Source organism: Pirellulales bacterium (genome assembly GCA_035939775.1).
GTDB lineage: Bacteria > Planctomycetota > Planctomycetia > Pirellulales > DATAWG01 > DASZFO01.
Window position 1 is genome coordinate 1 of record DASZFO010000178.1, and the last position, 8,660, is coordinate 8,660.

General features: G+C 62.1%; 8 protein-coding genes. 4 read left to right on the forward strand and 4 right to left on the reverse strand.

Annotated elements, in window-relative coordinates:
* Nucleotides 1–218 (reverse strand): NAD(P)H-hydrate dehydratase (locus VGY55_11605; protein ID HEV2970606.1); only part of this gene is annotated, 218 nt, incomplete at its 3' end.
* Nucleotides 215–1,000: a nickel pincer cofactor biosynthesis protein LarB gene (gene larB / locus VGY55_11610; GenBank protein ID HEV2970607.1), complete on the reverse strand. Its 786-nt coding sequence runs from the start codon at nucleotides 998–1,000 to the stop codon at nucleotides 215–217. The genes larB and VGY55_11605, both read right to left, overlap by 4 nt.
* 163 nt (nucleotides 1,001–1,163) lie before the next feature.
* Between larB and VGY55_11615 the strand changes: the two genes are divergently transcribed.
* From VGY55_11615 to accC, 3 genes are read left to right on the forward strand one after another with little or no spacing between them, the layout of a single operon-like run.
* The gene (locus tag VGY55_11615; protein HEV2970608.1) at nucleotides 1,164–2,255 is read left to right on the forward strand and encodes a Xaa-Pro peptidase family protein; all 1,092 of its coding nucleotides are present in this window, start codon (nucleotides 1,164–1,166) and stop codon (nucleotides 2,253–2,255) included.
* 24 nt (nucleotides 2,256–2,279) lie between these two features.
* A complete protein-coding gene (gene accB, locus VGY55_11620; GenBank protein HEV2970609.1) occupies nucleotides 2,280–2,765 on the forward strand; it encodes an acetyl-CoA carboxylase biotin carboxyl carrier protein in 486 nt (161 codons plus the stop codon).
* Nucleotides 2,765–4,108: an acetyl-CoA carboxylase biotin carboxylase subunit gene (accC, locus tag VGY55_11625; GenBank protein HEV2970610.1), complete on the forward strand. Its 1,344-nt coding sequence runs from the start codon at nucleotides 2,765–2,767 to the stop codon at nucleotides 4,106–4,108. The genes accB and accC overlap by 1 nt, the downstream gene beginning before the upstream one ends.
* 2 nt (nucleotides 4,109–4,110) lie before the next feature.
* Here accC and VGY55_11630 read toward each other — a convergent pair whose 3' ends face one another.
* The gene (locus VGY55_11630) at nucleotides 4,111–5,808 is read right to left on the reverse strand and encodes a thiamine pyrophosphate-binding protein (protein HEV2970611.1); all 1,698 of its coding nucleotides are present in this window, start codon (nucleotides 5,806–5,808) and stop codon (nucleotides 4,111–4,113) included.
* Between the two features lie 318 nt (nucleotides 5,809–6,126).
* Here VGY55_11630 and VGY55_11635 point away from each other — a divergent pair, with 318 nt between their 5' ends.
* Nucleotides 6,127–7,830 carry a hypothetical protein gene (locus tag VGY55_11635; protein HEV2970612.1) on the forward strand — a complete coding sequence of 568 codons (1,704 nt, stop codon included), beginning with the start codon at nucleotides 6,127–6,129 and terminating at the stop codon, nucleotides 7,828–7,830.
* A gap of 101 nt (nucleotides 7,831–7,931) precedes the next feature.
* Here VGY55_11635 and VGY55_11640 read toward each other — a convergent pair.
* A partial coding sequence (locus tag VGY55_11640; protein ID HEV2970613.1) for a DUF4982 domain-containing protein occupies nucleotides 7,932–8,660 on the reverse strand: 729 nt, incomplete at its 5' end.

The following is an 8,660-nucleotide window of genomic DNA, read 5'->3' on the forward strand; positions in this document are numbered from 1 at the left end:
GCCGTCATATATGACGGCTCGAACGTGGCGACGATTGCTTGGCAAGCGTCCGGAACCGCTAGAGTGACCAGCCCCGCACCGCTTCGCAATGCGGCCATGCCGCTCAATGAAATCGAGCCCGGCATGCCGCGCGATCCACCAATCAACAGGACGCGCCCGTAATCACCCTTGTGACTGTCCGCGCGGCGCGATTTTAAGCGAGGAAGGAGTGGGTTCATATCGGTTTGGTCCGGCAACTGGAAACTCTCTTGGCGATCATCGCTGCTAGGTAGCCTCCCTTGAATCCCGCATCAATGTTCACGACAGCGACATTCGCCGCACAGCTATTCAGCATCCCCAACAGCGCGGCAAATCCGCCGAGGCTGGCGCCGTAGCCGACGCTCGTGGGGACTGCAATCACCGGGCACGCGACGTAGCCCCCTACCATGCTCGGCAGCGCTCCTTCCATACCCGCGACGACGACCGCTGCGTCGGCCTGTTGAATCTCGTCCAAGTGCGCCAGCAACCGATGCGGCCCCGCCACGCCGACGTCAACGATCACCTGCACCGCCGCTCCCATCCAACGAGCCGTCTCGGCCGCCTCTTCCGCGACCGCGAGATCAGTCGTCCCCGCGGTGATGACGACGACTCGGCCGCAGTTATTTTCCTCAGCCGGATTCTTCTTGGTCGCCGCGACGGCGAATGTCCCGGCGACGGCATTGTAGTGCGCTGTGGGAAATCGGTCGCTCAATTGGCTCGCCTGTTCCACGCCGATCCGAGTCGCCAGCGCGCCGAAACCATCGGCGAGAAGCCGACCGAAAACCCGTTCGATCGTCTCGACGCTCTTCCCCTGTCCAAAAACCACTTCGGGAAAACCACACCGCCGGCTACGATCGAGATCGAGCTGCACGTCGCCGAGATCCGCCGTCTTCGGCCGGGCTAACTCGTGCAGAAAATGATCCAGCGAAATCTGGCCGGCGGCCAATTGTTCCGCCAATCTGGCGATCAGGCTAGTGTCCATCCTATTATCCTAGCCGCCGACCATCGTCCCCGCGACCCGCCCCTGATTCTGACGTTACACCGCGGAACTATCTTGCCAGTCGCGGCTGTAACTGGTAGCAAATGACTGCTAAGCACTCTGTTTGCCGACGCCGCCTTCGATTAGGCCCTTTGGACCGTTCGCCATGAATCCATTCCACGTTCGACGGGACAAGCTCCGCAAGCTGATGCAAAAGGCCGGGGTGGAATCCCTGCTGGTGACGAGCTTTGTCAACGTCACGTATCTGACCGGCTTCACCGGCGACGACAGCTATCTCTCGCTCATGCCATCGGGCGAGGCTCTCCTCAGCGACCAACGTTACACGACGCAACTTGGAGAAGAATGCCCTGGCCTGGATTTGCTGATCCGTTCTCCGAAAACCAACATGTTGGAACTGGTCGTGCGGGCCATCAAGGCCTCCAAGGTCGCTCGACTCGGTATCGAGGCCGATTCGATCACCGTTGGCTTGCGCGATCGAATCGCCGACAAGCTCCCGAAACTGAGCATGATCCCGATCTCTGGATTGGTCGAGAGCCTGAGGATCGTCAAGGACAAGGAGGAAATCGCCGCGATCCAGCGAGCCGTCAGCCAAGCCGAACGCGCGTTTGCCGTATTGCGGGCCTCTGTCCGACCGGATCAAACCGAGAAAGAATTGGCGGACGATCTCGATCATCAAATGCGGCAGTTCGGGGCGAAAAGGGCCAGTTTCACGCCGATTGTCGCCGTCGGTCCGCGGGCCGCCCTGCCCCACGCGCGCGCAACCGGGAAGCGAATCGGCGAAGCGGATTTCGTTCTGATCGATTGGGGCGCCGACGAAGGCCTTTACAAGAGCGACTTGACGCGAGTCTTAGTGACCGGTAGAATCTCGCCCAAACTCGAACGGGTGTATGGAGTTGTGTTGAATGCGCAGCTCCAGGCGATCAAGGCGATTCGCCCTGGCGCTACGTGCCAGGAAGTGGATTCCGTTGCCCGCGGCGTCATCGAAAAGGCGGGCTTCGGTCGGCAGTTTGGGCATGGGCTGGGGCACGGCATCGGCTTGGATATTCATGAATCGCCGCGGCTCGGCCAAAAGCAGAAGCAACCGCTCAAGGCTGGCATGGTGGTCACAGTGGAACCCGGGGTTTATTTGCCCGGCTGGGGGGGCGTGCGAATCGAGGACGATGTGCTGGTGACGAAGTCCGGGCACGAAGTCCTCACCAGCGTTCCGAAAGAGTGGGCCGACGTGTGCATCGGTTAATTGATCAAACGGTGGAGGCGCGGCATGTCTAGTTCGGGCGCCGGCGGCGGCGACATCTTTGACGTCAAGAAAGTGCGCCGCCTGGTCGAGTTGATGAAGGAGCACGACCTCGCCGAAATCGACCTGCGCCAGGGAGACCAGCGAATCCGGCTCCGCCGCGGCGGCGAGCCCCAGCTTGTTGGCGGCACCGTCTATGTGCCCACCGCCACCGGTTCCTCCCCGCCGCGCGCGGCAACTTCCTCGGCACCCGCGGCAACTGATTCGGCGCTCGAGGTGATCAAGAGCCCGATGGTCGGCACTTTCTACGCGGCGGGGAATCCCGAGTCGCCCCCGTTCGTGAAGGTCGGAGACCACGTCGGCCCGGAATCCGTCGTCTGCGTTATCGAGGCGATGAAGGTCTTTAACGAGATTCAGGCCGAAATCGCCGGACAGGTAGCGGCGGTGTTGGTCGAGAACGGCCAGCCGGTCGAATTCGGCCAGCCGTTGTTCAAGATCGACACGCGGAAGTAATGTTCAAGCGCATCCTCGTAGCCAACCGCGGTGAGATTGCCTTGAGGGTGATCCGCGCGTGCCGCGAATTGGGCATCGAAACGGTCGCCATCTATAGCGAGGCCGATCGCGATGCCTACTATCTCAGCTTGGCCGATGAGGCGTATTGCGTCGGGACGGCCAAGGCGGCCGATAGTTATCTGCGAATCGACCGCGTGATCAGCGCCGCGGAAATCGGCAACGTGCAGGCGATTCATCCCGGCTACGGATTTCTCTCCGAGAACGCACACTTCAACGAGGTCTGCCGTACTTGCAATATCGACTTCATCGGCCCTTCGCCCGAGGCGATGAGCCGATTGGGCGATAAAAACGAGGCCCGGCGACTCGCGCGCGAGGCGAATGTGCCCGTCGTTCCAGGCAGCGAAGGGCTAATCCGAAACGAGGCGGAAGCGGTGCGGCTGGCGCACCAGATCGGCTTTCCCGTGCTCATCAAGGCGACCGCTGGGGGCGGCGGCCGGGGGATGCGCGTCGCCGCCAATGACCTCTCGCTCAAGAGCGCGCTGCAGCAGGCTGCCGCGGAAGCGGAAGCAGCGTTCGGCAATTCCGGAATCTATCTCGAGCGCTATATCGAGCGGCCGAGGCACGTCGAGGTGCAGTTCATCGCCGATCATCACGGCAATGTCGTTCATCTTTGGGAACGCGATTGCTCGGTGCAGCGGCGGCACCAAAAGTTGATCGAAGAAAGCCCATCGCCGGCCTTGGACAACGCAACCCGGCAAGCCATGTGCGAATCGGCCGTTCGGCTCGCGAAGACGGCCGGATACACGAACGCCGGCACGTGCGAATTCATCGTCGACCAGTCGGGCACATACTATTTCATCGAGGTAAACGCCCGCATTCAAGTGGAGCACCCGGTCACGGAGATGGTCACCGGCATCGACTTGATCAAATCGCAAATCCGCGTGGCCGCCGGGGAGGCGCTGCCGTTCAAACAGGAAGACATTCGAGTGCGCGGCGCCGCGATCGAATGCCGGATCAACGCCGAGGATCCCTCTCGGAATTTTCAGCCCTCCCCCGGAAAGATCGAGCGATTGATCGCACCGGGCGGCTTCGGCGTGCGCTTCGATTCCCATGCCTACAGCGGCTACACGGTCTCTCCTCACTACGATTCGATGATCGGCAAGCTGATCGTGCATCAGCCGACGCGGCGCGAGGCCATCGACTGCATGTTGCGGGCGCTCGGCGAGTTGCGCGTGGACGGCATCCGCACGACCGCCCCGCTGCACCGCGAGATTCTCTCCCATGCCGCCTTCCACGAATGCCGCATCGACACGACTTTCGTCGAGCGGACCTGGATGACTTAGCGTCACCCGTAGTTCAACCGCCCCGGGAGTTCCTTCGAGATCTGCACGTCGAATAGATGCGGCTCGTCACTGCGGAGTGACGCATCAACAAGCTCGCTGAGCTGGTCCGGCTCGGTGATTCGTTCGGCCCGAACGCCGAGCGATTCGGATAGCCCGACGAAATCCACCTCGGGCTCCGCGATGTCCATGCCGACGAATCGCCCCTGGCCGGCCTGCTCCAAACCCATATTGACCGCGCCGATTTTGAGGATTTGATACTGGGCGTTGTTGCAAATCACGAACGTGACCGGAATCTTGTATCGCGCCGCGGTCCAGAGTCCTTGAATTCCGTATAGCGCGGCTCCATCGCCGAGCAGGGCCAGCACGGACCGGTCGGGCCAGGCCAAGCGCACGCCGATCGCGCAGCCCAGTCCCCACCCCAAGCCCCAGCCGCGATGGCCGAAATAGCCGCTCGTGTTCTTGAGCGCCCCGAGTCGCTCGAACGTCGTGTTCGTCGTCGTCACTGCTTCTTCGACGACCGCCACGTTGTCCGGAAGAACCCTCGCGATCGCGGCCATCGCGGCAAGCGGCGTCATCGGCCGCGCGGCGCGCTCGGATTCAGCTTGGCGGACGAGCACGCCGCGCGCCGCGCGATGCGCTTGACCCAATTGTTCTGCTCGTTTTCGCGCCGCGGCCATTTGCTCGCGCGTCATCCGTTGCGTCAATACCGCGTCCAATTCGGCCAGGCCGGATTTCGTCCCGCCCCAAAGCGCGACGGCCAGCGGATAGTTTTTGCCGAGTTGATACTGATCCTCATCGAGATGCACGATCCGTATCTGCTCCGGCATTGCCCGCGACGGTTCGTGGTAGACATATTGCCGGAATAGATCCATCCCGACGACCAGCAGCGCGTCGAATTCCACCAGCCGCTCGCGCAATTCGGGTGACCAGAGCGGCAAACCTTGGGCATACAGCGGATGATCGGCTGGGAAGCTGAGCCGGCCATGCGTAGTGCCCGGCTCGGAGAAGACCGGCGCGCCGAGCTGCTCGGCGACCGCGACCAATTCGGCCACTGCACTGCGCTCGACCACGCGACTGCCGACGAGGATCGCCGGCCGCTTGGCCGCCAACAGCACCTCAACCGCCTTGCTCACGGCCTCCGCCGCCGGCCGAAATTCCGGATTCGGCGTCGCCGAGAGCGTCAAATCCAAATCCGCCTCCGCCATCTGCACGTCCATCGGGATCGAGAGGAACACGGGCCCGGTCGGCGGCGAGAGGGCGGTCTGCATCGCGCGGCGCAACGCGGCCGGCAAGTCTTCGATTCGTTCGATTTCAGCCGCCCACTTTGTCCAAGGCCGTACCACGCCGAGCATGTCTCCCCACAGGATCGGCTCCTCGAACCGCAACCGCCGATCTTGCTGGCCGGCGGTGATCAAAAGCGGCGTTCCCTCGCGCCAGGCGTTGTAGAGCATCCCCGTCGCGTTGCCCAGCCCCGCGCAGATGTGAAGATTGACGACCCCCAGCCTCCCCGACGCCATCGCATAGCCGTCGGCCATTCCCATCACGGGGACCTCTTGCAGGCCGAGAATGAATTCAATCCGCTCGTCGGCGGCCAAAGCGTCCATCAGCGGCAATTCGGTCGTGCCCGGATTTCCGAATAGATACCGCACCCCCGCCGCGGAAAGCATTTCGATGAATGCTTGCGATCCTCGAATGGCCATAAACCCGCCTGCAAAGTTTCGGTCGTGTCCGCGGAAACCAACAGTGTAAATCCTCGCGCGCCGCCGGAACAGATGCGACCGCCGACCCTCAATGCCTCTAGTTCCCAGGCTCTGACTGGTAACGCACCGCCGCAGAGGCTCTGCCTCATCATTCCTTCCGGCCCAATGCGCTCGATCCGCAAGCGATGACACGGCAGAGCCGTGTCCGCAGTGCGTTAGCCAGGCAGAGCCTGGGAACAAGAGTCGAGTCACTTCGTGATTTGAGGGTCGCCGCGTACAATGATGTGCGTCCGATCGACTTCGCTCCGGAAGACCATCATGTCGAAACCTCGTCCGCTTGGCGGCATCATCCATACGTACCAGAAGTACGACCCGAAGAATTTCCCCAGCCCGACGCAGCCGCCTCCCGATCTTGTCTCGCCGGCCTTCGAGCACATGCTCGCGTATGGCAGCATGCGCGAACTCACCGACGAGGAGCTGGCCCGAGCGATCCATCTCGATCCGAGCCAGATCGCCGGCCTCGGCCCGAGCCTCGACATGCTCATGGCCATTCTCCGCGAACGGAAGCGGAAGATTCTCGAGACCTACGAGACCGACACGGTCCAGAAATCGGCCCGCGACGCCTACCGCGAGACGGGCGAAAGCATCTCGCCCCCCAAAAACGTCCGCAAACAGTTTCAAAAGGCATTCGACGACGAGCAGATTCGCGATCTCGAACGGGTTTGGTATCAGCACGGCGACGACCGCTCGGCGTTCGCCCGGCAGTTGATGCGGCTCATCGATCGGCTCGGCCATCAATATCAAGTGGACGAGCTGGCGGCAAAATACGAATTCACCGGCAACACCTCGATGACCGTGCCCGAGGCATTGCAAGTCAAAGAGGAATTGGAAACGATTGACCGACTGTTGCAACAGTTGGAGGAAGCCGCGAAGACAGCCCAGATTGGCGTGATCGACATGGAAGCCCTCGCCGAATTCACCCAGCCGGGCGATATGGCCCAGCTCGACGCGCTGCGGCAACAAATCGAGAACTATATGCGCGAGATTGCCGAGCGGCAGGGGATCGAGCGCAACGACCGCGGCGGCTACAACCTCACGCCCAAGGCCTATCGCCTGTTCCAGAATCGGCTGCTCGAGCAGATTTTCAGCAACCTCGTGGCGGCGCGCTCCGGCCGGCATCAAGGTCCCGTCCTCGGCGACGGGGCGGTCGAGCTGCCGCAAACGAAGCCCTACGAGTTCGGCGACTCGGTCACGCAAATGGACATCCCGGCCTCGCTCGTGAATGCGATGCTCCGCAGCGGGCCCGGGCTGCCGGTGCGAATGAAGCCGGACGACATCGAAATCCACCGCACCCGAAACATCCCCAAATGCGCGACTGCCGTGCTGATGGACATGAGCGGCTCGATGGGTCACTACGGGCAATTCATCAACGTCAAACGGATGGGCCTCGCGCTCGAAGGCTTGATCCGCCGCGAGTATCCGGGCGATTTTCTGCAATTCGTCGAGATGTACACCTTCGCCCGGCCCTGCCCAGTTGCCGAGATCGCCTCGCTCATGCCGAAGCCGGTGACGATCTACGATCACTTCGTGCGGCTCAAGGCCGACATGAGCGATCCGAACATCAGCGAGATGCAAATCCCGCCGCACTTCACGAACATTCAGCGCGCCCTGCAAGTCGGCCGGCAATTCCTCTCAAGGCAAGACACGCCGAACCGCCAGATCATCCTGATCACCGACGGCCTGCCGACGGCGCATTTCGAGGGGACCGAACTCTACATGCTCTACCCGCCGGATATCCGCACGGAAAAGGCGACGCTCCGCGAAGGCCAACTCTGCCGCCGCGAAGGGATCACGATCAATATCTTCTTGCTGCCAAGCTGGTCGCAATCCTCCGAAGACATCCAGTTCGCCTATCGCCTCGCCGAATCCACCCTCGGCCGAGTCTTCTTCACCGCCGGCAACGATCTGGACCGCTACGTCGTCTGGGACTACGTAAACCGCCGTCGCTCGATCGTGGCCTGACACGCTTTGCCATGTTGGTACGTTGCCGACGCTGGCAGCGTCGGTAGAAAACAGATGGGAAATCAGAATGACCAAACGATTACGCGGCTTCGAATAACCAGCTAGCGCCGCTCCGCCTGAATCTTGACGCTTGCGGGCTTTAATCCCGGTGATGTGGCCGTCACTTCGATCTCGCCTGCGTCGCGGCCGGCTTGGATCACCGCCATGCACAGGCCGTTGAAGGCCTTTCGCTGCGAGGCCTTGTCTGGTTCGTGGCTGCTGGGGTCGCCGTTGCCGACGCCGATGATATTGCCGGGCCCGCGGACGCCGAACGAGACTTCGTTGTCGGCAATCGGGACCAGCCGGCCCTTGCTGTCCACGATTCGCATGGTTACGAGCGAGACATCCGCTCCGTCGGCGGCGATTTTCCGCTGCTCAGGAACCAATTCAATCGCGGCCGGCGGGTCGGTCGTCTCGACTTTGTCGGTTAGCTCCTTGCCGTCGCGGATGCCGCGCGCCAGGAGCGTGCCCGGCTCGTATTTCACTTTCCAGACGAGATGGCCGTTCGGCTGCATCTCCTGAGCGCCCTGAGACTGGCCGTTCAAGAACAATTCGACTCGCTGGCAATTGCTGTGGCACCAGACCTCGATCTCCTGGCCCTCTTTGCCCGGCCAGTTCCAGTGCGGGAAGATGTGCAGCACCGGCTTGTCGCTCCACCAGGCTTGGTAATAGTAATACGAGTCCTTTGGGAAGCCGCACATGTCCATAATGCCGAAATGCGAGTTGATGCACGGCCAACCGTAGGGGGTCGGCTCGCCGCGGTAGTCGAAGCCGGTCCAGACGAAACAGCC